The organism is Modicisalibacter muralis (assembly GCF_900102945.1).
Taxonomy (GTDB): Bacteria; Pseudomonadota; Gammaproteobacteria; order Pseudomonadales; family Halomonadaceae; genus Modicisalibacter; species Modicisalibacter muralis.
In genome coordinates this window covers 1-23,104 of the sequence record NZ_FNGI01000006.1, presented here as the reverse complement: position 1 = coordinate 23,104, position 23,104 = coordinate 1, and the positions used below count along the sequence as shown (strand labels likewise).

At 50.2% G+C, this 23,104-nt stretch carries 20 protein-coding genes and 1 pseudogene; 20 read left to right on the top strand and 1 reads right to left on the bottom strand.

From position 1 onward, the window contains the following. Positions 1–38 precede the first annotated feature (38 nt). The 11 genes from cysN (at position 39) to BLR92_RS11175 (ending at position 12,687) form a co-directional block, all read left to right on the top strand. Positions 39–1,967, top strand: a complete 1,929-nt coding sequence (gene cysN, locus BLR92_RS11225) for a sulfate adenylyltransferase subunit CysN (protein WP_089728568.1) — start codon at positions 39–41, stop codon at positions 1,965–1,967. Positions 1,968–2,017: 50 nt separating this feature from the next. Next, the gene (gene rfbB, locus BLR92_RS11220; protein ID WP_089728566.1) at positions 2,018–3,088 is read left to right on the top strand and encodes a dTDP-glucose 4,6-dehydratase; all 1,071 of its coding nucleotides are present in this window, start codon (positions 2,018–2,020) and stop codon (positions 3,086–3,088) included. Continuing rightward, complete coding sequence (rfbA, locus tag BLR92_RS11215) at positions 3,085–3,963, top strand: glucose-1-phosphate thymidylyltransferase RfbA (RefSeq protein ID WP_089728564.1); 879 nt, start codon at positions 3,085–3,087, stop codon at positions 3,961–3,963. Before rfbB ends, rfbA begins: the two co-directional genes overlap by 4 nt. After that, positions 3,963–5,069, top strand: a complete 1,107-nt coding sequence (locus BLR92_RS11210) for a DegT/DnrJ/EryC1/StrS family aminotransferase (RefSeq protein ID WP_089728562.1) — start codon at positions 3,963–3,965, stop codon at positions 5,067–5,069. The genes rfbA and BLR92_RS11210 overlap by 1 nt, the downstream gene beginning before the upstream one ends. A 122-nt stretch (positions 5,070–5,191) precedes the next feature. Then, positions 5,192–6,373, top strand: a complete 1,182-nt coding sequence (locus BLR92_RS11205; RefSeq protein ID WP_089728560.1) for a TDP-N-acetylfucosamine:lipid II N-acetylfucosaminyltransferase family protein — start codon at positions 5,192–5,194, stop codon at positions 6,371–6,373. Then, positions 6,363–7,778, top strand: coding sequence for a lipopolysaccharide biosynthesis protein (locus BLR92_RS11200; RefSeq protein ID WP_089728558.1), 1,416 nt, complete (start codon positions 6,363–6,365; stop codon positions 7,776–7,778). Before BLR92_RS11205 ends, BLR92_RS11200 begins: the two co-directional genes overlap by 11 nt. Before the next feature lie 202 nt (positions 7,779–7,980). After that, positions 7,981–9,294, top strand: coding sequence for a UDP-N-acetyl-D-glucosamine 6-dehydrogenase (gene wbpA / locus BLR92_RS11195; RefSeq protein WP_089728556.1), 1,314 nt, complete (start codon positions 7,981–7,983; stop codon positions 9,292–9,294). A gap of 14 nt (positions 9,295–9,308) precedes the next feature. Continuing rightward, entirely contained in the window at positions 9,309–10,256 is a 948-nt protein-coding gene (locus BLR92_RS11190; protein ID WP_089728554.1) for a Gfo/Idh/MocA family oxidoreductase, read from the top strand. 3 nt (positions 10,257–10,259) lie between these two features. Continuing rightward, positions 10,260–10,841, top strand: coding sequence for an acyltransferase (locus tag BLR92_RS11185; protein WP_089728552.1), 582 nt, complete (start codon positions 10,260–10,262; stop codon positions 10,839–10,841). 3 nt (positions 10,842–10,844) lie between these two features. After that, positions 10,845–11,129 carry a hypothetical protein gene (locus tag BLR92_RS11180; RefSeq protein WP_089728549.1) on the top strand — a complete coding sequence of 95 codons (285 nt, stop codon included), beginning with the start codon at positions 10,845–10,847 and terminating at the stop codon, positions 11,127–11,129. Next, positions 11,116–12,687, top strand: a complete 1,572-nt coding sequence (locus BLR92_RS11175) for an aminotransferase class I/II-fold pyridoxal phosphate-dependent enzyme (RefSeq protein ID WP_217636574.1) — start codon at positions 11,116–11,118, stop codon at positions 12,685–12,687. Before BLR92_RS11180 ends, BLR92_RS11175 begins: the two co-directional genes overlap by 14 nt. A gap of 82 nt (positions 12,688–12,769) precedes the next feature. Here BLR92_RS11175 and BLR92_RS11170 read toward each other — a convergent pair. After that, a pseudogene (locus BLR92_RS11170) lies at positions 12,770–13,824 on the bottom strand (IS30 family transposase). 133 nt (positions 13,825–13,957) lie between these two features. Between BLR92_RS11170 and BLR92_RS11165 the strand changes: the two are divergent. The 9 genes from BLR92_RS11165 to BLR92_RS11130 all read left to right on the top strand — a co-directional run. Next, on the top strand, positions 13,958–14,776 hold the full coding sequence (locus BLR92_RS11165) for a hypothetical protein (protein WP_089728545.1): 819 nt from the start codon (positions 13,958–13,960) through the stop codon (positions 14,774–14,776). 55 nt (positions 14,777–14,831) lie between these two features. Further along, positions 14,832–15,431: an O-antigen polysaccharide polymerase Wzy gene (locus tag BLR92_RS19565; protein ID WP_139171594.1), complete on the top strand. Its 600-nt coding sequence runs from the start codon at positions 14,832–14,834 to the stop codon at positions 15,429–15,431. An 87-nt stretch (positions 15,432–15,518) separates the two neighbouring features. Further along, positions 15,519–16,628 carry a glycosyltransferase family 4 protein gene (locus tag BLR92_RS11160; RefSeq protein ID WP_089728543.1) on the top strand — a complete coding sequence of 370 codons (1,110 nt, stop codon included), beginning with the start codon at positions 15,519–15,521 and terminating at the stop codon, positions 16,626–16,628. A gap of 383 nt (positions 16,629–17,011) precedes the next feature. Further along, complete coding sequence (locus BLR92_RS11155) at positions 17,012–18,250, top strand: glycosyltransferase family 4 protein (RefSeq protein ID WP_281242923.1); 1,239 nt, start codon at positions 17,012–17,014, stop codon at positions 18,248–18,250. Beyond that, positions 18,237–18,869: a sugar transferase gene (locus BLR92_RS11150; RefSeq protein WP_089728539.1), complete on the top strand. Its 633-nt coding sequence runs from the start codon at positions 18,237–18,239 to the stop codon at positions 18,867–18,869. Before BLR92_RS11155 ends, BLR92_RS11150 begins: the two co-directional genes overlap by 14 nt. Beyond that, positions 18,866–19,489 carry an acetyltransferase gene (locus tag BLR92_RS11145; protein WP_089728537.1) on the top strand — a complete coding sequence of 208 codons (624 nt, stop codon included), beginning with the start codon at positions 18,866–18,868 and terminating at the stop codon, positions 19,487–19,489. Before BLR92_RS11150 ends, BLR92_RS11145 begins: the two co-directional genes overlap by 4 nt. A 36-nt stretch (positions 19,490–19,525) precedes the next feature. After that, positions 19,526–20,701, top strand: coding sequence for a DegT/DnrJ/EryC1/StrS family aminotransferase (locus BLR92_RS11140; RefSeq protein WP_089728535.1), 1,176 nt, complete (start codon positions 19,526–19,528; stop codon positions 20,699–20,701). 17 nt (positions 20,702–20,718) lie between these two features. Further along, positions 20,719–22,671, top strand: coding sequence for a polysaccharide biosynthesis protein (locus BLR92_RS11135; RefSeq protein ID WP_245704183.1), 1,953 nt, complete (start codon positions 20,719–20,721; stop codon positions 22,669–22,671). Between the two features lie 132 nt (positions 22,672–22,803). Then, the coding region (locus BLR92_RS11130; protein ID WP_139171580.1) for a helix-turn-helix domain-containing protein at positions 22,804–23,104 on the top strand (301 nt) is incomplete at its 3' end.

Here is a 23,104-nt window from a genome sequence, read left to right as displayed (position 1 = left end):
CCCCCTTCTTTCTTCCTTCTTCCGTCTAAGGATTCCCCATGTCACACCAATCCGATCTGATCGCCGACGACATCGAAAGCTATCTGCAAGCGCATGAGCAAAAAGACCTGCTGCGCTTCATCACCTGCGGCAGCGTCGACGACGGCAAGTCGACGCTGATCGGGCGCTTGCTGCACGACTCCAAGATGATCTACGAGGACCAGCTCGCCGCGATCACCCGGGACTCGAAGAAGAGCGGCACTACCGGCGACAAGGTCGACCTCGCGCTGCTCGTCGACGGCCTGCAATCCGAACGCGAGCAGGGCATCACCATCGACGTCGCCTATCGCTTTTTCTCCACCGACAAGCGCAAGTTCATCATTGCCGACACCCCCGGCCACGAGCAGTACACCCGCAACATGGCCACCGGCGCCTCCACGGCGAGCCTCGCGGTGATCCTGATCGACGCGCGTTACGGCGTGCAGACCCAGACTCGCCGACACAGCTTTATCGCCGACCTGCTGGGCATCCAGCACCTGGTGATCGCCGTCAACAAGATGGACCTGGTCGACTTCTCGCAGGCGCGTTTCGACGAGATCGTCGCCGACTACCGTGAGTTTGCCGACAAGCTCCAGGTACGCGATATCCGCTTCGTGCCGCTGTCCGCGCTGGATGGCGACAACGTCGTCAACAAGAGCGACAAGACGCCCTGGTACCAGGTTGATGGAACACAGGGTCCCGCGCTGCTCGAACTGCTCGAAAGCGTCGAGGTCGCCTTCGACCAGAACCTCAGCGACCTGCGTTTGCCGGTGCAATACGTCAACCGCCCCAATCTCGACTTTCGCGGCTACTGCGGCACCCTGGCCGCCGGCATCCTGCGCCCCGGCCAACGCATCAAAGCCTTGCCTTCGAACAAGAGCGCCACGGTCGAGCGCATCGTCACCTTCGACGGCGATCTCGAGCAGGCCTACCCCGGCCAGGCGATCACCGTCACGCTGGATGAGGAGATCGATATCTCACGCGGTGACTGGCTGGTGGGTGGCGATGACGAAGTTCCGTTATCGAACACCTTTGAGGCGGATATCGTGTGGATGCACGATACCGCCTTGGAAACCGGCAAGCTCTACGACATCAAGCTGGCCACCCGCGACCTTGCGGGGCAGATCAGTCGCATCGATTACCAGATTGATGTCAATACGCTGGAACACAAGAACGCCGATCATCTCGACCTTAACGCCATCGGCCGTTGCCGGGTCGAACTCACTGTACAAGTCCCCGTTGACGACTACCGCACCAGCCCCGGTACCGGCAGCTTTATCGTCATCGACCGGCTGAGTAACGTCACGGTTGGCGCGGGGATGGTCCATAAAACCGTGGATGCTGGGCTGCCTTTCGAGTACCGCGACCACGACAGTAAAGCCGAAGTGGTATGGAACCGCACCAGCGTAACGCCGGCGATGCGCGCCCAAATCAAGGGCCACAGCGGCAAGTGCGTGTGGTTTACCGGGCTTTCCGGTGCGGGGAAATCGTCGCTTGCCAATGCCTTGGAAGTCGAGCTTAACCGACGCGGTTATCACACCATGCTGCTCGATGGCGACAACCTTCGCCACGGCCTGTGCAAGGACCTGGCCATGAACGAGGCCGACCGCAACGAGAACATCCGCCGTGTGGGCGAAATCGCCAAGCTATTTGCCGACGCCGGAATTATCGTGATTACCGCCTTTATCTCACCGTTCCGCGCCGACCGCGACAACGCTCGCGAGCTATTTCACGAAGGCGAATTCATCGAAGTACATGTCGATACCCCGTTGGATATCTGCGAGCAGCGCGATCCCAAAGGCCTATATGAGAAAGCCAGGCAGGGCAAGATCAAGGACTTCACTGGCATCAATAGCCCCTACGAAGTGCCCAAGGCTGCTGAAGTCACTGTTAACACTGCTGAACACAGCGAGCAGGAACTTGTCAGGCAGTTGATTAAGTTCATTTGAGGTAAGAGAAATATATCCTCACGGTATAGCGCTAAAGCAAAGGATCATCGATGAGCAAGACTTTCATTGTCACCGGCGGCGCCGGTTTTATCGGCTCTGCCGTGGTGCGTGAACTGATCGCGAATACCGATCACCGCGTCGTTAATGTCGATAACCTCACCTACGCTGGCAATCTGGAGTCGTTGGCTATCGTGGCAGAGAATTCTCGCTATGCGTTCGTGCAAGCGGATATCTGCGATGCCTTGGCCATGCAGGCGGTATTTGAGGCGCACCAGCCTGATGTGGTCATGCACTTGGCAGCCGAAAGCCACGTAGACCGCTCCATCGATGGCCCAGCCGAGTTCATCCAAACCAACGTAGTGGGTACTTCGGTATTGCTTGAAATCGCGCGGGCGTATTGGAAGTCGCTACAAGAAACGGCACCCGAGAAAGCGGCCGGTTTCCGCTTTCACCATATCTCCACCGATGAAGTGTATGGCGATTTGGAGGGGCCGGAGGGGTTGTTCACCGAAACCACACCCTACGCGCCCAGCTCACCGTACTCCGCCAGCAAAGCCAGTTCGGATCACTTGGTACGTGCATGGCAGCGCTCCTTCGGCTTGCCCACGCTGGTTACTAACTGCTCCAACAACTACGGTCCCTATCATTTCCCCGAAAAGCTAATTCCGCTGATGATCCTTAACGGCTTGGCAGGCAAACCGCTACCGGTTTACGGTGACGGTCAACAGGTCCGTGATTGGCTCTATGTGGACGACCATGCCCGAGCGCTGATCAAGGTGGCCAGCGAAGGCCGGGTAGGAGAAACCTACAATGTCGGTGGCCACAACGAGAAAACTAACCTCGAAGTGGTAGAAACCATTTGCGATCTACTGCAAGAGCTAATGCCAAAGGCCGATGACCACTATCGTGGTCTCATCACGTTCGTAACCGACCGGCCTGGCCATGATCTGCGTTACGCCATCGATGCGGGCAAGATCGAGCGCGAACTGGGCTGGGTACCACAGGAAACCTTCGAGACCGGCCTGCGTAAAACCGTTCAGTGGTACCTGACTAACGAAAGCTGGTGGCGACACGTACAGGATGGCAGCTACCAAGGTGAACGTTTGGGAGTCTTCGCATGAAAGGTATTATCTTGGCAGGCGGCTCCGGCACCCGCTTATACCCCATCACCCTCGGTACTTCCAAACAACTGCTGCCGGTGTACGACAAGCCGATGATCTATTACCCGCTGTCTGTACTTATGTTGGCGGGTATCCAGGATATTCTGATCATCACTACCCCGGAAGATGAGGCCGGTTTCAAACGCACGTTGGGCAATGGCGAACAGTTTGGCATCAACCTGGCCTACGCCATACAACCCAGCCCTGACGGCCTCGCCCAAGCGTTTATTATCGGTGAAGACTTCATCGGCGACAGCAGCGTGTGCCTGGTGCTGGGCGATAATATCTTCTACGGCCAAGGCTTTACCCCCAAACTGCGCGACGCCGTAAAGCGTACAGAACAAGGGCAGAGCGCCACTGTATTTGGCTATCAGGTAAAGGACCCAGAGCGTTTTGGTGTGGTGGCCTTTGACGCTAACCAAAAAGCAATCTCCATTGAAGAAAAACCCGCCAATCCCCAGTCTCACTTTGCCGTCACCGGCTTGTATTTTTACGATAACCGAGTGATTGACATCGCCAAATCCGTAAAGCCCAGCCACCGTGGCGAACTGGAAATCACCGACATCAATAAAGCCTATCTGGAACAGGGCGAGCTAAACGTGGAACTGCTAGGTCGTGGCTTCGCCTGGCTGGACACCGGCACCCACGAAAGTCTGCTGGAAGCGGCGCAGTTTGTGGAAACCATTGAGAAACGCCAGGGCTATAAGATTGCGTGCTTAGAAGAAATTGCCTTCAATGCTAATTGGCTGAGCAAGGAGCAATTAGCGGATCAAGCAGAGCAACTTAAAAAAAATGGATACGGTCAATACTTGTTGTCACTGGTGGAGGAGATTTAATGGCGGATGAGCCAATCTTCGTCACCCAGCCCTACTTGCCGCCGCTTGAAGAGTTTACGCCCTACCTTGAACAGATATGGGCCAATAAACAGCTAACCAACGGCGGCCCCATGCACCAGCAATTAGAGCAGGCACTGTCTGATTACCTGGGTGTTCCAGAATTGGCGCTGTTCAATAATGGCACTAACGCCTTGTTAACGGCGCTGCAAGCCATGAATGTCACTGGCGAAGTGATAACTACACCGTATTCCTTTGCCGCCACAGCACATTCAATCCTGTGGAACGGGTTAACACCGGTGTTTGTCGATATCGATCCGGTTACTCTGAACATAGACCCTAAAAAAATCGAAGCCGCTATTACTCCCAATACCAGCGCTATCATGCCGGTGCACTGTTACGGCAACCCTTGTGATGTTACTGCAATCAAACAGATAGCCGATAAACACAACCTTCGCGTTGTTTACGATGCGGCACACGCCTTTGGCGTAGAAGATGCCGGTGGCAGCATCCTTTGCCATGGGGACCTGAGTGTACTCAGTTTCCATGCCACCAAGGTTTTTAATACCTTTGAGGGTGGGGCAATTATATGCCCGGATACTAAAACTAAGCAGCACATCAACAACCTAAAAAACTTCGGCATTGTTGATGAAGTCACTGTCACGGAAACGGGTCTGAACGGCAAGATGAGCGAAATCAATGCCGCTTTTGGCCTGCTGCAACTGCAGCACATGGAAGCTGTACTGGAAGGTCGCAGATGGGTCGCCCAGTCTTATCGTGAACAACTCAGCGATGTGCCGGGCATTATCATCGTGCCAGCGAAAGAGCAAATAGTTAGCAATAACTCGTATTTCCCAATACTCATCGGGCCAGAATACCCGCTCAGTCGCGATGAACTTTATCAGAAAATGAAAGACCACAATATTTTTGCGCGGCGTTATTTTTACCCTCTGATCAGCGACTTCCCTATGTATAGTTCATTGAAATCAGCAAAGCAGAGTAATTTGCCGGTTGCAACGCATGTGGCGAAACAGGTTTTATGCCTCCCCGCCTACCCTGACCTTACTGACGCTGACTTAAATAAGGTAGCAAAAGTCATAAATGGGTAATAAAATGAAAGTAAAAACATAGCATCATAAGATGAAAAAAATTGCCGGTTAGCCAAGCAGAAGTGGTGTTTATGTCCATGCAAAGAATTTGAAAATAACTCAACGAGTTTGGATGTTGATTGATGAGGATATTGCATCTTACGACGAGTAATAAATTTTTCCCTATGGCATATTGTTCTTTTGAGCGAAAATTTCCTGGCCAAAACACGATATGGATCAGGGGAGATGTTGGGAGTAGTGAGGGGGTTGTCAAAACTGAAGGGGGGAGAGTTTTCAACCTTTTTGATATTTTTTGTTTTTTCTTTAGAAGGCATGTTAAGGAATACGATCTTGTTATCTTGCATTCCCTTGATCCAGCTTGGTTCCCAGTACTCATCAAGCTATCACGGTACGCTAAAATCGCCTGGATTGGTTGGGGGTTTGACTATTACAGCTATATTAAAACTGGGCGGCGAGAGTTTTTGCTGGATAAGACATATTCGCTTTTTCAAGCTTCGCGTAAAAATGCTATAAATAATCCGATACAGGCTGTTAAAAATTTTTTGTCAAAAGTCATTCTTTCTTTTTTTAAAAATAAATCACTACCATTGATCGACAGTATTTCCACCGTAATTAAGGAGGATTACGATCTGATTTGTGGGGCAGGAATCCTTAAGAGAGTCCCGCCGTACTTGCCATGGAATTATGGTACTTTGGAAGGGGATTTGGTTGGGAGTTTTATTGGCCAACGTGTTGATGGTCAGAAAATTCTTTTGGGTAACAGTGCAGATTACACTAATAACCATATTGAAGCTATCGATTTTTTAAGTATGTTAGATGTGTCGAGCGATGTTGTGCTTCCATTAAGTTATGGTGATTTAAATTATAGAGATTATGTTTCTTCATATGCTACGCAAAAACTTGGCTGTCGAGCGCGGATATTGACAGATTTTATTCCTATTGATGAATATATTAGTATGCTTAAGTCTTGCGGCTACGCTATTATGAATCATAAGCGACAGCAGGCCTTGGGTAATATTGTTATTATGCTATATCTTGGTGCTAGAATATTCCTTCGGTCTGAAAATCCGGTTTATACTTGCCTTGTTCGGGACGGGGCTATTTTAAATACAATTAACGATCTTTCAAGAAATCCAGGATTATTAAAAAAGCCTTTGACTGATTCTGAGGTTCGAAAGAATATCGCTGTATTGGAGATGCGTTGGTCGGAACAGGCTATTGATAATAAAACGTTAGAATTAGTTAGATATCATGTTGGTCAGCAGAGAGGATATATGGCCGCACGAGTACATTGTGACACCTAGAAAAATTGCTTATTTTGCTATTGGTCCACTAGGCGCTGCGCTTCTTGGGTTTGTGACCCTGCCAATAATTACCTGGTTCTTCAGCCAAGAGGATGTTGGAAGAATTGGCATGCTTCAAGTAGCGCTAAATTTTAGCACGTTATTGTTTGGCCTCGGGCTGGATCAAGCCTATGTACGTGAATTTCATGAGGTCGAGAACAGACCGGCGCTTTTTAAGGAAGTGCTGATGCCGAGTATGGCCCTTCTGTTGATAGTGCTCGGTGGATTGTTGCTCTTTGATGGTTTGGTTGCAAGGCTGCTTTTCGATGTGCCTGATCAATTATTGAGCATTATGGTAGCAGTGGGCATGATAGTACAGCTAGTTTCGCGTTTCCTTTCATTGATTCTTAGAATGTATGAGCAGGGGCTAGCATTCTCCATGAGTCAAGTTCTTCCGAAACTGTTGTTGCTGGCCATTATCGGCATTTATATTCTTATAGGTGTTAGTCAAAACCTGACTAGTCTAGTGCTGGCATACGTGGCTACTTTTACACTTACCTGTATGGTCTTTGCTTGGAATACGCGTCAGGAATGGCTTGCCAGTTTTCAGCAGTCGGTAGATGCCGAGCGACTTAAGCCCATGCTTCGATTTGGCTTGCCGCTTGTTCTGAACGGCGTTGCCTTTTGGGGGCTCACGGCTACAGATAAAGTGCTGCTTAGAGTGCTTTCCAGTTATCAAGAACTTGGTCTTTACACTGTCGCAGTAAGTTTCGCGGCAGCCGGAATCATTTTGCAGTCTGTGTTCTCAACTATATGGGCGCCCACAGTGTATAGGTGGGTGAGCAAGGGAGAATGCTTGGAAAGGGTCGACCAAGTCAGCCGATATGTCCTATTCTGCGTGGTCATAATATTTTGTTTGACTGGTCTATTCTCCTGGCTTGTTACTTTCATACTGCCTGACCGTTACGACGATGTGCAGTGGTTGGTGATTTCATGCTTGGGTTATCCGCTGCTCTATACGCTATCCGAGACCACGGTGGTGGGTATTGGTGTCACACGAAGAACCGGATTTGCGATGTTGGCGGCTGTGCTCGCATTTGCCACTAATGCTGTGGGTAACTGGTACTTAATTCCGTCTTTTGGTGCCGCTGGGGCAGCTGTAAGCACCATCATTGCATTCTTGGTGTTTTTCATACTTCGCACCGAATTTTCCATGTTTCTCTGGCGCCCCATACCAAGGCTTGTACACTATTGTTATACCACAGTGCTGGTTTTTGGTAGCATATTAAGTACGCTGTACGGTGAGCAACTAAGCTGGTTGACATACTCTTTTTGGTTGGTGGTATTGTTAGCTAGCTTCTGGACATTCAGAGCTGAAGTCGGACAGCTTAAGCAGGTGGTTTTATATCGGCTCGGCAACCAATAAGGCAATCACAACAAAGTGAATCTGATAAAAATAAGTTGGATTTAATTCCCTATCTATTATTTGTGGTTGTCGCCGGCTGAAAGGTGGAAAAATCGTTATTTATCGTTTGTGGCTAGTTGAAGCAGCGTTAAGAGGGGGCTGGCCATGTAGGCGTCGGTTGAAACGATGACTATTACTATTAATCGCTAGAAATGGATACCTGATGTCGGATATTAAATCTACCCTGATCAAGAAGCTACAAACTAAGGATGCTGTGATTGGTATTGTCGGCCTAGGCTACGTGGGCCTTCCGCTGATGCTGCGCTACAACGATATCGGTTTTCGCGTGCTGGGTATCGATATCGATCATGAGAAGGTCGATAGGCTCAACGCGGGTAAGAGCTATATCGAGCATATTCCATCAGACAAGGTTGCTAAGGCAACAAAGTCAGGCTTCGAGGCGACGTCCGATTTTAGCCGTGTAGCTGAAGCTGACGCGGTCATTCTCTGCGTGCCTACGCCATTGAACAAATACCGCGAGCCGGACATGAGCTTCGTGCTCAACACTACCGATGCCTTGAAACCCTTTCTACGCGAAGGGCAGGTGGTGTCACTGGAAAGCACAACCTACCCGGGTACCACCGAGGAGGAGCTGCTACCGCGTGTGCAGGAAAGTGGCTTAGTAGTCGGCGAGAATCTTTTCCTAGTCTATTCGCCCGAGCGGGAAGACCCGGGCAATCTGGACTTCGAGACGCGCACCATTCCTAAGGTTGTGGGCGGCCACACCCCGGCGTGCCGCGAGGTGGGTATCGCGCTCTACGAGCCCGCGATCGATCAAGTGGTACCGGTCAGCTCGACCAAGGCTGCCGAGATGACCAAGCTGCTGGAGAATATCCACCGCGCGGTGAATATTGGCTTGGTCAATGAAATGAAAATCGTCGCCGACCGAATGGGTATCGATATCTTCGAAGTGGTGGATGCCGCTGCTACCAAGCCATTTGGTTTTACACCCTACTATCCTGGCCCAGGGCTGGGTGGGCACTGTATTCCCATTGATCCTTTCTATTTGACCTGGAAAGCGCGTGAATATGGTCTGCATACACGCTTTATCGAGCTTTCCGGTGAAGTGAATCGTGGCATGCCGGAATACGTGGTTGGTAAGTTGATGGACGGCCTCAACCAGCATGGTAAAGCCCTGAAAGGCAGCAGAGTATTGGTGCTGGGCATCGCCTACAAGAAAAACGTCGATGACATGCGTGAATCTCCATCGGTGGAAATCATGGAGTTGATCGAAGCCAAGGGTGCGGAGGTACGCTACAGCGACCCCCACGTACCGGTGTTCCCAAAAATGCGCGAGCATCATTTCGACCTGTCCAGCGTTGAGCTCAATGCGGAGAGCCTCGCCGGTTTCGATGCCGTAGTATTGGCCACTGACCATGATCGTTTCGACTATGAACTGATCAAGCAGCACGCCCGCCTGGTCGTTGATAGCCGTGGCATCTGGCGTGAGCCCGCCGACAATATCATCAAGGCCTGAGGTACGAGCTCGACATGAAGAACTTTGCCCTGATCGGCGCCGCCGGTTATATCGCACCCCGCCACATGAAAGCCATCACGGAGACTGGCAATCACTTGGCGGTGGGTTACGATGTCAACGATTCGGTTGGCATCATCGACTCCATCTCGCCACAGAGTGAGTTTTTTACCGAGTTCGAGCGCTTTCATGAGTATGCCTGGCAACTCAAGCGTAGCCAGGAAACGGCCCTGGATTATGTGGCGGTGTGTTCTCCCAACTACCTACACCACGCCCATATCGCTGCCGGCCTGCGCCTGGGCTGTGACGTGATCTGCGAAAAGCCTCTAGTACCGACGCTCGCGTTGTTGGATGAACTGGCGTTGATCGAGCGAGAAACCGGGAAGCGCGTCTTCAACATTCTGCAGTTACGTCATCATCAGGCGATCCTTGACTTGAAGCAGAAAGTAGCCGTCGAAGCACGCGACGATAAGCACGAAGTGGAGCTAACCTACGTTACCTCGCGCGGTAAGTGGTATATGGAGAGCTGGAAAGGAGATCCGCGCAAATCCTACGGCGTGGCTACGAATATTGGCGTTCACTTCTTCGATATGCTGCACTTTATCTTTGGCGACTTACAGAAGAACGTATTGCACTATGCCACCAACGATAAAGCGGCTGGCTATCTTGAGTATGAGAAGGCCCGGGTTCCCTGGTTCCTATCCATCGATTCAACTGATTTGCCGCAAAGTGTTAGGGGCAAGCAGACCACCTACCGTTCTATTACTGTAGATGGTCAGGAGATTGAATTTTCAGGTGGTTTCACCGACCTGCACACCATCAGCTATCAAGAAATTCTAGCCGGTCGGGGCTACGGTATCGAGGATGCCCGTCATTGCATCGAAACGGTCGATACTATCCGCTCCGCGAAGCCCCAAGCGCCGGATACCGCCGAGGCCCATCCTTTTCTGAATTGGTTGATCTAAACCATGAACTATCAGGTCCATGAAAGCGCGATTGTCGATGAAGGCGCGCAGATTGGCGAAGGCTCCCGTGTTTGGCACTTCGTGCATGTTTGTGGCGGTGCCCGCATAGGCAAGGGAGTTTCGCTTGGCCAGAACGTCTTTGTGGGTAATCAAGTAACGATTGGCGATCACTGCAAGGTGCAGAACAACGTCTCCGTTTACGACAATGTCACGCTTGAAGACGGTGTATTCTGCGGCCCTAGCATGGTGTTCACCAACGTCTACAACCCACGCTCACTAGTAGAACGCAAGAATGAATATCGCGATACGCTGGTGAAAAAAGGCGCCACGTTGGGGGCCAATTGCACCATCGTGTGTGGCGTGACCATCGGCGAGTATGCCTTTGTCGGCGCTGGCGCGGTAGTCAACCGTGACGTACCCGCCTATGCACTGATGGTGGGTGTGCCCGCCAAGCAGATCGGCTGGATGAGCGAATTCGGCGAGCCGCTAGAGTTGCCGCTGGAAGGTGAAGGCCGGGTGGAATGCCCCCACACAGGCAGTGTCTATATAATGAAGAACGCCCAAGTGACCCGAACGGAGGGCTGAACCATGCAAGTCGATGCCATCTACGATAACGGCAGGTTGCAATTGCCAAGCCATATTCAACTCAAACACACGCGGCTAACCTTACGTGTGGAAGTTCCCGATGACGAACTCGCCGGCGCGGAGACAGAAGTAGTGGAAGAGGGGCAACGCACGAGTTTCCGCCATGCCATCGATGACATTCTGGGTCCGTTAAAGGAACAACTGAAGAATACTCCTCCCCTGACCGACGAAGTGCTGGATCAACTGCGCTATGACGCCCTCAAGGAGAAATACCTTGATCGCCCGTAAACACCTTGTACTGGATATCAGCGTTATTCTCGATGCATGGCTTAGACCGGATCACACCCCAGCCACGGCATCGCTTTTCGATCTAAGCGAGCAAGGCAGGGTGCAGCTATGGGTCAGCGCTGCTAGCCTGCCCACCATTGAATATGTGGCCAAACAGCGCATCAAGTCGCAGGGCCATGAGCCGGCCAATGCACTGGATGTGGTAAAACGGCTAATGGCGGATCTGCTGGATCGTGTCCATGTGCTTACTAACCATGGTTTCGAGCAAACAGCGCTCTACCGTCAGGCAATCGATTTCGAGGATGCGCAGATTGCCGCCAGTGCGCGGGCATTGGGCGGCGAAGATATTGCTATCGTGTCACTAGATAAAACCTTCGATGCGCTCGGTGAATGCCCGGTAATGAGCCCACAAGCGGCTCTGACCAGGTTGCAAGACCCATCGGTGCCCTCAGGTAACATGCCTTTCATCGACCTCGCCGCCCAGCAGGCACGTATACGGCCTCAGGTCGAGCGTCGCATTGAAAACGTTTTGAGGCATGGCAAGTACATCCTCGGCCCCGAAGTGGCTGAACTGGAAGAAAAACTGGCGGCCTATACTGGCGCCAAACATTGCATCACCTGTGCCAACGGAACCGATGCGTTACAGATTGCCCAGATGGCGTTGAACATTGGGCCTGGCGATGAAGTCATCACACCTGGGTTTTCCTACATCGCCACTGCCGAGACGGTCGCTTTGCTCGGTGCCAAGCTAGTCTACGTGGATATCGACCCACGCACCTATAATCTGGATCCACAACTACTAGAAGCCGCCATCACTCCACGCACCAAGGCGATCATCCCAGTATCACTTTATGGCCAATGCGCTGATTTCGATGCCATCAATGCCATTGCCGCCAAGCATGGCATTCCAGTAATAGAAGATGCCGCACAAAGCTTCGGAGCCACCTACAAAGACAAGCGATCCTGTAACCTTTCTACCATCGCTTGCACCAGCTTTTTCCCCAGCAAACCGCTGGGTTGCTATGGTGATGGCGGAGCCATCTTCACTAATGACGATGAGCTGGCAAAAACCCTCCGCCAGATTGCACGGCATGGGCAGAACAAGCGGTACCATCATGTGCGCATAGGTGTAAATAGCCGCCTTGATACGTTACAAGCTGCCATTTTGCTGCCCAAACTTGAGATTCTGGGTGAGGAATTAGCATTACGTGAAAGAGTAGCCAAGAGCTATACCACGTTGCTCAACCAGTCCGGCATCACTACAACACCCTACATTGAATCGCATAACACCAGCGCCTGGGCGCAATATACCATTCGCGTGAATAACCGCGCGCAGATGCAAACCAAGCTAAAGGAGGCTGGCATCCCTACCGCTATACATTACCCTATCCCGCTAAACAAACAGCCGGCGGTAGTCGACACTGAAACAGAATTAATAATAGGTGATAAGGCCTCGGCACAAGTAATAAGCTTGCCTATATATCCTTATCTCATAAATGAAATGGTAGAAAAGATAAGCATGAAGTTAATAAAAGAAATGCTGAGTTCTCCTCTATGAAAGTATTTGCATGGGTCCATGCCCCTCATTGTCAAAATGGCAAGTTTATAAATTAAAAAAGAGGGGTGAGGTTGTATTGAGCTCATATGATTGTGAAACAAAGAAGGGAAGGAGAGGTGGACTCAAGTTCCAAATGCAACGCTAGTGGATAACTTCCTGCCCCAGCGATGGAGCGCCGTAATACATCCGCGAATACCTCAAGCGGTGGTCGCCAGCCCAGCGTCTTGCGAGGGCGCCCATTGAGTTCATCAGCCACGGCATCCAGCTATACTCCGAGAGATCGGTGCCTTTCGGGAAGCACTGCCGTAGCAGGCCGTTGGTGTTTTCGTTGCTCCTCCGCTGCCAAGGGTTTGCGGGTCGACGAAGTAAATGGCGGTTCCGGTCTTCTGGGTGATTTCGGCATGGCGGGTCATCTCCCGGCCCTGGTCATAGGTCATCGACAGACGAAGCGCACGGGGGATCTCATTGAGCTTATCGCTGAAGGCCACCGACGCCGCCGTCGCTGTCGCGTCGTCCACCCGGGCTAATATCACCAATCGGGTGGTGCGCTCGACGAGGGGGACGATCGCGGCTGCGGTTGCCCGCTCCCATGATCAGCTCGCCCTCCCAATGGCCCGGCATGAGGCGATCCTCGACCGATGGCGGGCGCAGATGGATGCTGACCAGGTCGGGGATTTGTCGGCGACGATCACGCCCACGGCTACGTGGGCGGCGCTTGGCATTACCTTGGCGCAGACAGGCAATCAGTTCTTTCTTGAGCGTACCGCGCGGCATCACATAGAGCGCGTTATAGATGCTCTCGTGTGAAATCCGGCGATTGGGATCATCGGGATTCATACGCTTGAGTGTGCGGCTATCTGCTGCGGTGACCAGTGGTGCCTAGTATATGGGTCTTGAACTCGAATAGCTCACCCTCGGGATGAAACTTCGGCGGACGGCGAGGCCTGTGGCAAGTCAGGCGTGCCCGATGCCCCGCCAGGGACGTCTCACAGTGATTACGGGTAGCGAGAGTTTACGTGAGACGGTGCTGGGCACCCGACCCAGGTAGCGAGCCATGGCACGGATGGAATGGGTCGGTTGCATCAGCATGATGGCTGCCCGCTCTTCGGCGGTGAAGTGATGAAAGTGACGAGTCATGGCAACACGATACTCCGATAGTCACGTGTTGCTCCTGGTTATTGAGACCGCCCAAAGGATATTCTAAAAGGCGCTAATCTGTTATGTTTTTTCAAAACAGGATAAGGTGGGTAATACTTTCCGATAAGGTTTATTGGCTTTGTTCAAATACGGTGAAATGTTTATGTACTCCTTTAGAGCCAAGAAAATTCAGTTATTCTTACTGATTTTGCTTTTATCAGTACCATTGTTCAGTGCTATTGCAATATATGCTATCCAACCTAGCTTGGTGTTATTAAGTTTTATTCTCCTGTTTGTTATGGCATTTAATTGTATTTTCTTGAAAGGTAATGATTTTTTTTCTCCACTTACCTGGTTTTCATTTACGTATCTTGGTTATGTTATTGGAGGGTTATATTACTCTATGGGAGGGGAGTATTATGGTAAATTTATTGAGCTAACTGGGATTCCCTTTCAAGAAGTGCCTTTTTATATGATGATTTCGTTGTTATGGGCTACCATATGTTATGGTTCTTTATGTATAGGCTATTCAATTTTTAGTAGAGATGGCGATTTTATCCCTAAAGTAAAAATGGCTGGTTTGTTTTGCGCACGCAATTTTAGAACTGTCAGCTTTGTGATTATCCCTCTCTTTCTAATTACGGGGCTGTTATATTGGCTGTATGTTGCTGAGGTTCTGGCAGGCAATGTTATATCTTTAATTATTAATTTCCAGGCTTTCAGGCACCTTAATGCCGAGGTTCACATTACAACGTTACCATACCATTTTTATTATGTAGGAATTCTCCTTTGGCTCTTGAATATTGTACAGTCAGGAAAAAAAGTAGGAGGTTTTTTTATATTTTTTAGCTTGATTGGCTTTATAATCGATTTGACGCAAGGCCAAATAATGCAGCCTATGACTTTTTTAATCATGCAAGTTGTTTTTTATAATATGAGCACGGGGGGGTAAAAAAGCAGCAAAAAAAGCGGCATTTTTTTTCTTGGTGTTAATGGTGATAGCTTTTTTGATTTACTTTCTGCGAATATTAAGCAATTATCACTACATAGATAGCGATGCAGAAATATTCAAAGGCGGTTTATTACAATATTTTTCTACTTTTATGAGTCGAATTGTTGGTTCGGGTAATGTGGCGGATCTTCAGCAGTTGGTTATTATATTCAAAACATGGGGGTGGGGGGATTTTGCATGGGATGTAACATATTTTGATTGGTTGATAAATACATTCGGCGGGTTTGTAGGGCTGGAGCCATCGTCTATTGGTTTGACTATTAGGGATACTTATTTTCCCGGTAAGTCTGGTGCTCCTACGCCTGGAGCTATTGGCGAGGCATATTATAATTTTAGCATTTTTGCCCCTCTTTTTATGCTTCTTATAGGTTCAATGTTTTCATATTTATACCAAAAGGTAAAAGCTTCAGGTAGCAATTTGCTTTTGATGATATATTCAATTTTTTTGTTGCGCTTTGTTTTTCTGTTCTCAAAGGTCGACTCTACCATGATGTCTAATTTTTTCTGGGGTGCGGTTCCTTTTTTGTTAACAATGTGTTTTATTTTTTTCGTATTATCGCTTTTTGATGATAAAAAATACAGTGGTGCGGTATGACTGTTCTTATAAACATTCTTGTGAGTAAAGTTTTTCCTGAAAACTCTAGTAATTTTAGCTCTCATTTTATTAAAAAAGGGGATGTAAATGATTGTTCATTTAACCTCAGTGCATCCAAGATTTGATACGCGTATTTTTTTTAAAGAATGTGTTTCACTAGCTGAGGCTGGTTATCTCGTAACTCTAGTTGTGGCGGATGGTAAAGGGGATGAAAGTAAAGAAAATATATACATCAGTGATGTTGGCTCATCCAGAAGTAGGCTAGATCGGATTCGTAACACTACGAAACGAGTATTCAGGAAAGCTGTAGAATTGGATGCAGAGGTCTACCATCTTCACGACCCTGAGTTGATTCCTATTGGCTTAAAACTAAAGCGGTTAGGAAAAAAGGTTATTTTCGATGCCCATGAAGACTTACCTAAGCAGTTAATGGGTAAGCCATATTTGAACAAACCCACATTGTGGTTTTTATCTAAGTTAGTGACGCTATACGAGCGTTGGGCGTGTTGTAAATTGGATGGTGTTATAGCAGCGACACCCTACATTCGTGATAAATTTAAGACGATCAACGCTAATTCGCTGGATGTTAACAACTACCCTATGTTGGCTGAATTGGCGTCAGAGAGGGTTGATTGGTCTAGTAAGAAAAAGCAGGTATGTTATGTTGGTGGAATAGCTAGGATTCGTGGTATTCAAGAGATGGTTCGGGCCATGTTGCATACAATTTCTGGTGCGCGATTACAGCTTGGCGGTTCATTTCCTGATTCGTCTTTTGGGCAGGAAGTCAAGGCAGAGGCTGGCTGGTTAAAGGTTGATGAGCTGGGGTTTCTTGACCGAAAGGCAGTTTGTGATACCTTGCAATGCTCAGTGGCTGGTTTAGTGACGCTTCATCCGATAATAAACTATTTGGATGCATTGCCGGTAAAGATGTTTGAGTATATGAGTGCGGGCATACCTGTTATTAGTTCTAACTTTCCTTTGTGGTGTGAAATTATTGAAGGAAATAACTGTGGTCTATGTGTTGACCCACTTGATCCAGAAGCTATTGCTAAGGCAATTGATTATTTGATACAAAACCCTGCTGAGGCCGAGAAAATGGGGCATAATGGTCAAACGGCTGTAAGGGAATACTTTAATTGGGGGCGCGAGGAGAGTAAACTAATTGCTTTTTATAAAAAGCTTGAGGAAAAAATTTAATTTATCGAATAAAGTCTTGTGATTACATCTTTTGCTACAATGTTGTAGCTAAGGTCTGAGTGTTAAACGCAATGAGCTAAGCTAGTAAGATTCTGAATAAACGAGCTGGGAGTTGTTAACAAAAAGTCATCCTTGAGGTTGCGTCGTCGACAGTTTTGTCATTAGGTGGAAAATATAGATCAATTGTATTGTGGTGGTGAAGTGGTGAAGCGGTGAAGTGGTGAAGCGGTGAAGCGGTGAAGCGGTGAAGCGGTGAAGCGGTGAAGCGGTGAAGCGGTGAAGCGGTGAAGCGGTGAAGCGGATATATAGATGTATTAGCCTATAATGGTGGGGTTTCTGAATTGATAATAATTTATCTACATCAATACTTTAATACACCAGAAATGAGCGGAGGAACGCGCTCTTATGAAATGGCAAGGAGGCTTGTAGCTAAAGGTCATGAAGTTCACATGATCACGTCATGGAGGGATGGGGGGGATGGGAATGACTGGTTTCTAACAGAAGAGGCCGGCATACAAGTCCATTGGCTTCCAATAGCATATTCAAATCATATGAACTTTGGGCAGCGAATTAAGGCTTTTCTGCGTTTCGCTCTGGCATCGTCTCGTAAAGCTGCTTCTATAAAGGCTGACCTTATTTTTGCTACCAGTACTCCGCTGACCATTGCTATTCCTGGAGTATATGCATCTAAACGGCAAAGAATACCGATGGTGTTTGAAGTAAGAGACCTCTGGCCCGAGATACCTATTGCCATGGGTGCTTTGAAGAATCCCATACTTCGCTTTACGGCTCAACGGTTAGAACGTTGGGCCTATAGGAATGCGCGTGCTGTGGTAGCACTTTCTCCAGGAATGAAAGCAGGTGTTGTACGTGCGGGCTACCCAAGGGGTCAGATTGCTGTCATTCCTAACAGTAGTGATATAGATATATTTAGTGATGTTGATGGCGGTCTCATCGATCATGTACGGTGCGAGCGTGGCTGGTTAGGGGATGGTCCACTGTTGATATATACTGGTACGTTTGGTTTGATAAATGGTGTTGGCTATATGGTCAACTTGGCGCAGCACCTTCTGGATATAGCGCCCGAGATACGCATTTTGCTTGTAGGTGATGGTGTAGAGTATCAGAAAGTCCTTGCAGATGCAGACAATGCAGGCGTGCTTAATCGAAATTTATTTATCGAACAGCAGGTGCCAAAACGAGATATTCCTGCATTACTTAGTATTGCTGATATGGCGAGTAGTTTGGTTATTGACAAGCCAGAGATGCGAGCAAATTCGGCAAACAAATTTTTCGATTCATTAGCTGCAGGAAAGCCAATCATGATTAACTATGGGGGGTGGCAGGCAGACTTGCTTGAGTCAAATGATGCAGGGGTGGTGACATGGCAGATGGATATTAAAGAAGCGGCGGAAATGCTGGCAAAGACATTGGGAGATAAGGATTGGCTTGCAAAGGCTGGCGTATCTTCACGTCGCTTGGCCGAACAGCTCTTTTCTCGGGACCAACTCGCTTCTCAATTGGAAGAGGTCTTGGTTCGGGCTGTGGAAGGAAACCAATGGATGGTATCTGAAATTGCTCCAGGAGAGTATGCTCTGGCGAATGTAGATGAAACAAAATAACACAGCGTTAGGCCCGCATTCTTGTATCAAACGTGCCTTTGACATTTTTGTATCCTCATGTGCTTTGGCCTTTCTCTCACCATTAATCTCTCTTATCGCTTGGCAAATTCACCGTAAAATGGGCGCCCCTGTTCTGTTCCGCCAGCAGCGCCCGGGTCGGGATGGCAAGCCATTCTATATGGTGAAATTTCGTACCATGAAAGATTCAATCGACGCAGATGGCAATTCTCTACCAGATTCCGAACGCTTGACTGCCTTTGGCCAGTTTTTGCGGTCGTCTAGTCTTGATGAACTGCCTGAGCTCTGGAATGTGCTCAAGGGTGACATGAGCTTGGTTGGACCTCGGCCTTTGTTGATGGAATATCTTCCACTGTATTCCAAAGAGCAGTACCGTCGTCATGAGGTCCGCCCTGGCGTGACTGGATGGGCGCAGATAAACGGTCGCAATGCACTGAGCTGGGAAGATAAGTTTAAACTGGATGTCTGGTATGTAGAGAATCAATCATTCTATTTGGACATTAAGATATTGCTGCTAACCGTTAAGAAAGTCCTTGTACGCGACGGTATCTCAGCGGAAGGGCAGGCGACTATGGAACGCTTCCGGGGCAGTGACAAATGAGACTTGCTGTTTTCGGTGCTGGTGGGCATGGCAAAGTGGTTGCGGACACTGCCTTACAAATGGGCTGGCAAGAGGTGGTGTTCTTCGAAGATGCTTGGCCGAAGAGAAGCCACAATGGCTGTTGGCTCATTATTGGAGATGCTCAGGCGCTGCTGCAGCGCCTCGATGATTTCCAGGGAGTGATCGTGGGTGTCGGTAATAACCGCATTCGTTTGGCTAAGACTCGTGAGCTAGCCGCACATGGTGCCAGGCTGGTGAGTGTGGTTCATCCCAGTGCTGTTATAAGTCCACATGCGGTTCTGGGACGAGGCAGCGTCGTGTTTGCTGGGGCCGTGATTCAGGTGGATAGCCAGCTAGGCGAAGCCTGTATCGTCAATACCCGCGCTTGTGTTGACCACGATTGTCACTTGGCCGATGGCGTGCATATTTGCCCTGGCGCCAGCTTGGCTGGCTCGGTTGAAATTGGCGAGGCAAGCTGGATCGGCATCGGTTCTTCCGTCAAGCAGCAGGTGCGGCTGGGTTCGGATGTCATTGTGGGTGCGGGGGCGGCAGTGGTATGTGATGTGCTGGATAAGCAGACCGTGGTAGGCGTGCCGGCAAAATCTCTCGGTCGCAAATAATCCACTCTCCCTTATTTTTCAGCTTTTGGTGATGAAATGCTTAGTGGACCTTTTTCTCCCTGGCCTTCCTTTACCGAGGAAGAGAGCCAGGCAGTCAGCCGCGTGCTGCTTTCCAACAAGGTAAACTACTGGACCGGTCAGGAAGGGCGCGAATTCGAACGAGAATTTGCCACCTTCGCTGGTACCGATTATGCGATTGCACTAGCTAACGGCACCGTTGCGTTGGACCTGGCGCTCAACGGGCTAGGTGTTGGCCCAGGCGATGAGGTGATCGTTACTTCAAGAACTTTTCTGGCGTCAGCTTCCAGCATCGTCACTGCCGGCGCGATTCCCGTATTCGCAGACGTGAACCGCGATTCACAGAATATCACCTCCGAAACCGTAGCGGAGCATGTCACGCCGCGCACCAAGGCGATTGTTGCCGTGCATCTGGCGGGTTGGCCTTGCGAGATGGATGGCCTGATGGCGTTGGCCGAAGAGCATGGGCTTTATGTCATCGAGGACTGCGCCCAGGCGCATGGCGCGATGTACAAGGGCAAGAGTGTCGGCTCCATCGGTCATGTGGGGTGTTGGTCGTTCTGTCAGGACAAGATCATGACCACCGGCGGCGAAGGGGGCATGGTCACAACCAATGACCGTGCCCTGTATAAGTGCATGTGGGCCTATAAAGACCACGGCAAGAGCTGGGATGCAGTTTACGAGCGTGAACATCCACCAGGCTTCCGTTGGCTACATGAGAGCTTCGGCACCAATTGGCGCTTGACCGAGATGCAGTCCGCCATTGGGCGTATTCAACTTGAGCGTATGCCACAGTGGGGAAGTGCGCGCCAAGCCAATGCACGGCGGATTTGGGCTGCGGCGAAAGAGTGTGTGGGTTTGCGTGTGCCCGATATTCCTGAGCATATCCAGCATGGCGCCTATAAATGCTATACCTTTGTAGAGCCTGATAAGCTGAAGCAAGGTTGGAATCGCGACCGTATCATGAATGAGATTGTCGGGCAGGGGGTGCCGTGTTTTTCCGGTTCCTGTTCCGAAGTTTACCGGGAGAAGGCTTTCGATGGTACGGGGTGGCGGCCAGAGAATCCGCTGCCTGTCGCTAGGGAGCTGGGCGAAACCAGCTTGATGTTTCTGGTACACCCAACCCTGACCGAGGCCGAAATTGACAGGACCTGCACCGTGTTACATCAGGTTATGGATAAGGCTGCTGATTGAGTAGACAGGATGTCGAAATGAACCGACCTGCCAAGTTTCACCAGCGCTTTGCGATGATGAGTCGCACCAAGAAACGGATGATCATGGTCGCCGCCGATTTGGTGGCATTGCCATTGGCGCTGTGGTCTGCTTATGCGCTGCGCTTATCCGAGTGGTGGCCAAGTTATTATCTTGAGCCTTATTGGTGGCTATTTGTCATAGTGCCGCCGGTTGGCGTGTTCATTTTCGCACGCTTGGGTTTGTACCGTGCCGTGGTGCGATTCATGGGTCCACAGGCACTTATGGCGGTGGTCAAGGGGGTCGTGCTCCTGGCCTTGCTCATGTGGGCCGCCGCTTATTTTTACCAGTTCCAGGATTTTCCGCGTTCGGTGCCGGTTAACTTTGCTCTGGTCGGATTTTTCTATGTGGGCGGCACGCGCTTTCTGGTGCGCAGCTATTACCAATGGCTAATCAAGCATTACGCTCAGAAAGAGCCGGTCGCCATTTATGGGGCGGGTGGCGCCGGGGCGCAATTGGCATTGGCGTTGTCAAACAGTCGCGAGTTCTATGTGGCTGCGTTTCTGGATGATGACAAGGCGCTGTGGAATAGCACCATCAAGGGTATTCGAGTTTATAGCCCTGCCGAGTTCACGCCAGTGACCGAGCGTCTAGGGATATCCCGAGTATTACTCGCCATGCCGTCCGCTACTAAAAAGCAGCGGAAGCATGCGCTGGATCAATTGGCCGATACACCGGTACATGTGCAGACCGTGCCCTCGATGCCAGAGATCGTCTCGGGTGAAGCAAACGTAGACCAGTTGCGAGAGGTCGAGCTTGAGGATTTGCTGGGGCGTGATCCCGTTCCGCCGCTTGAAGCGTTACTTAATGCCAGTATTCATGACAAGGTCGTAATGGTGACAGGGGCGGGGGGATCGATCGGTTCGGAGTTGTGTCGGCAAATTGTCAGAGGGGCACCCCAGGCTATCATTCTCTTTGAGCGAAGCGAATATAGCTTGTATGCGATAGAGAAAGAGCTCGAAACCCAGAAGCTCGAGATGAATGAGCATTTTCCTATTTATCCCTTGTTGGGGTCGGTGTGTAATCGTCGGCGGATCGAGGCGGTGATCCAACACTACGGCGTTCAGACTATTTATCATGCGGCGGCCTACAAGCATGTGCCTATTGTTGAGCTCAATGTGCTTGAGGGGGCGCACAACAACGTAGTAGGCACTCAGGTCGTTGCCGAAAGTGCAGGAAAGCTGGGTGTCGAGCGCTGTATCTTGATATCCACCGATAAAGCGGTACGACCCACCAATATCATGGGGGCTTCGAAGCGCTTTGCCGAGCTGATTCTGCAAAATCTGGCTAAGAAAAGTACCGGCACGGTATTTTCCATGGTCCGGTTTGGTAATGTGCTGGGCTCGTCAGGCTCCGTTGTACCTCTCTTCCGGCGCCAAATCGCCGTAGGCGGACCGGTGACGGTGACCCATCCGGAAATCACGCGTTATTTCATGACGATCCCCGAAGCCGCACTGTTAGTCATCCAGGCAGGTTCAATGGCTGAAGGCGGTGATGTTTTTGTGTTGGATATGGGCGACTCGGTGAAAATAGTCGATTTGGCCAGGCGCATGATCCAGCTTACGGGCCTTGAAGTGAAGGATGAAAAGAATCTTGATGGTGACATTGAGATTCGCTATAGCGGTTTGCGGCCGGGTGAAAAGCTTTATGAGGAGCTGCTAATTGGTGACAACGTCGTTGGCACGTCACACCCTAAAATCATGCGGGCTAATGAAGAAACGTTGCCCGATGCGGAGATCGGTCGCCTTTTGAATGAGCTGGCCCAGGCTGAAAGCGAGCTGGACTGTCACCGGGTCTGCGACATTCTGCGCGAGGCTGTCAGCGGTTTTCAGCACAGCTCGCCCGTGGCGGATCTACTGCTGCCGCTGGGCACTTGTCCCAAGCCGGCAAAGGTGGAGAAGCCGCTGCATTGAGTTTCGGGATGGAAAGTAGTGATAATTACCCGGCCGGGCGACTACGATCAGGCAACTATAAATTAGAACCCTCGACAATGATGAACTGCACCCCGAAAGTTGGACACCCAATCCAACCTTCGGGGTGTTTCTATGAGCAATCGGTACGACGAGTGGTTCAAGCTGCGGGTGGTGCAGCAGTGTTTACGTGAGGAGACCAGCTTAAGGGAAGTGGCACGTCAGCACTGCCTGGATGCGTCCACCGTACGGCAATGGTTGGACAACTACCGGCAGCATGGCGTGACGGGGCTGCGCAAGAAATACACACACCGCAGTGCGGCTTTCAAGCTGGCAGTACTTGAGAGGATGTGGCGAGATGGCTTGTCACATCGTCAGACTGCGGCCCTGTTCGATATCCGTGAGCGCCGCGCTATTGGCAGATGGGAGCGTCAGT

What these genes read in the sequence shown, in the direction of transcription:
- cysN (WP_089728568.1), top strand. Translation starts at nt 39, where the DNA reads ATGTCACACCAATCCGATCTGATCGCCGACGACATCGAAAGCTATCTG.
- rfbB (WP_089728566.1), top strand. Translation starts at nt 2,018, where the DNA reads ATGAGCAAGACTTTCATTGTCACCGGCGGCGCCGGTTTTATCGGCTCT.
- rfbA (WP_089728564.1), top strand. Translation starts at nt 3,085, where the DNA reads ATGAAAGGTATTATCTTGGCAGGCGGCTCCGGCACCCGCTTATACCCC.
- BLR92_RS11210 (WP_089728562.1), top strand. Translation starts at nt 3,963, where the DNA reads ATGGCGGATGAGCCAATCTTCGTCACCCAGCCCTACTTGCCGCCGCTT.
- BLR92_RS11205 (WP_089728560.1), top strand. Translation starts at nt 5,192, where the DNA reads ATGAGGATATTGCATCTTACGACGAGTAATAAATTTTTCCCTATGGCA.
- wbpA (WP_089728556.1), top strand. Translation starts at nt 7,981, where the DNA reads ATGTCGGATATTAAATCTACCCTGATCAAGAAGCTACAAACTAAGGAT.
- BLR92_RS11190 (WP_089728554.1), top strand. Translation starts at nt 9,309, where the DNA reads ATGAAGAACTTTGCCCTGATCGGCGCCGCCGGTTATATCGCACCCCGC.
- BLR92_RS11185 (WP_089728552.1), top strand. Translation starts at nt 10,260, where the DNA reads ATGAACTATCAGGTCCATGAAAGCGCGATTGTCGATGAAGGCGCGCAG.
- BLR92_RS11180 (WP_089728549.1), top strand. Translation starts at nt 10,845, where the DNA reads ATGCAAGTCGATGCCATCTACGATAACGGCAGGTTGCAATTGCCAAGC.
- BLR92_RS11160 (WP_089728543.1), top strand. Translation starts at nt 15,519, where the DNA reads ATGATTGTTCATTTAACCTCAGTGCATCCAAGATTTGATACGCGTATT.
- BLR92_RS11155 (WP_281242923.1), top strand. Translation starts at nt 17,012, where the DNA reads ATGAGCGGAGGAACGCGCTCTTATGAAATGGCAAGGAGGCTTGTAGCT.
- BLR92_RS11150 (WP_089728539.1), top strand. Translation starts at nt 18,237, where the DNA reads ATGAAACAAAATAACACAGCGTTAGGCCCGCATTCTTGTATCAAACGT.
- BLR92_RS11145 (WP_089728537.1), top strand. Translation starts at nt 18,866, where the DNA reads ATGAGACTTGCTGTTTTCGGTGCTGGTGGGCATGGCAAAGTGGTTGCG.
- BLR92_RS11140 (WP_089728535.1), top strand. Translation starts at nt 19,526, where the DNA reads ATGCTTAGTGGACCTTTTTCTCCCTGGCCTTCCTTTACCGAGGAAGAG.
- BLR92_RS11135 (WP_245704183.1), top strand. Translation starts at nt 20,719, where the DNA reads ATGAACCGACCTGCCAAGTTTCACCAGCGCTTTGCGATGATGAGTCGC.